The 1,394-nt window shown below is 61.7% G+C and carries 1 protein-coding gene; it reads right to left on the reverse strand.

The features are described from left to right. Nucleotides 1–204 precede the first annotated feature (204 nt). On the reverse strand, nucleotides 205–1,394 hold a 1,190-nt coding region (locus QSJ18_RS20065), incomplete at its 5' end, for a hypothetical protein (RefSeq protein ID WP_286328420.1).

Here is a 1,394-nt window from a genome sequence, read left to right on the forward strand (position 1 = left end):
TCCCATCGGCACTGTTCAAATCAACAGCCGACGTCGGATTCCAATTGTCAACCCAATGCACATTCGCCGGACGCTCATACCCCGACACCGCCGACGGAGCCGGCGACGGCGGAGCCGGGTCGCCGTGCCCCGAACAGGCGGCCACAGAACTGGTGAGCAGCGTACACAAGGCGGCACATATCAAAGCCTTCCCGGCTGGCCCGTTCACCGCGGCGGTCCCGTCGGATCATCACCGGGGGCAGGCAGCTGATGCGGATCGATATTCGCGCCCGGACGCGCGCCCGCGGGATATCCGTCGCCGTGGTGACCCCAGGTGTCTCGGAGGGGTAGTGAGTCCACAGCCTCGTTGAATCCGCGCTCACGAGCGAGAATCTTGTCCCAGTCCAGCACCACCGGCGAACTCGGATCGTTCGGGTCGCTGGGCGACAGGTACGGCTTCCATCGTGGATCGGCTTCGAGTCCGCCATGCGTACTCGCATACCCCAGAGCAAGATCCCGCTGGTGATAGAGACCTTGCGTGTCGGTGTTGTAGTTGTTGAACGCGCCCTTGATCGCCTCACTGACATGGTCCGAGCCGATCGTTGACGGATCGCTGGCGATGCCCAGTGCAGACATTTTGGCGCCGGGATTTGCCAGATCGATCATCGAACCCGCAACCGATCCGGCCACACTCCACGGTCCCGGAAGGAACTTGAGCCCGGTGGTGAGCATCGTCTTTGCGGTGTCCCATTCGGCCGAGTCCAGGTTGTATTCCTTGATGCGGTCCCAGTTGTGTTGGTCGAACAATCCTTGCAGTTCGGCTTGGTCGGCGTCCTGGAACATCTGATGAAAGCGCCCGGCGGCGGCGGCATAGGCAGGATCGCCACCATGCGCCGCATACATTGCAGTCATGTAGTTCTCCCATGCCGCGCCAGCATGATTGATCACCGCCGCCGACACCGGATCGGAATCCAGCACCTGAATCATGTGTTCCATCTCCGTGATGTTGCCGAACCCGTAGCCCGGGAAAGTGTGGATTCCCATACCCTCCACGCCATTGAGGGCACCGAGATACGGGATGATGTTTCTCGTCAACGCCTGTGCGAGTTCCGGATTGATGCTGCCGAGCGTGGGATGCCCGGGGGCATCGCCGTTGGTGTCGAGGCCGAGCAGCGCGGCGTTCTCGGCCAGACGGTGCGCATATCCGTTTGCGGCCTCAGCGGCGAGATCCGCTTCATGTCCAGACGCGTGGGCACCGGGGCCGATCCAGTTGAACAGATCTTCCACCCCATGCTGACCGTGACCATACGGGTGAGTGACCAGGTCGACAAAGTGTGAACTTGCATCGAAATGCCCGCCCGGTTCGACAGTCACATCCATATGCCGACCGGTGAGGAAATCGGTGATCGCCGGAT

This window comes from Gordonia heveisoli (assembly GCF_030315745.1).
Taxonomy (GTDB): Bacteria; Actinomycetota; Actinomycetes; order Mycobacteriales; family Mycobacteriaceae; genus Gordonia.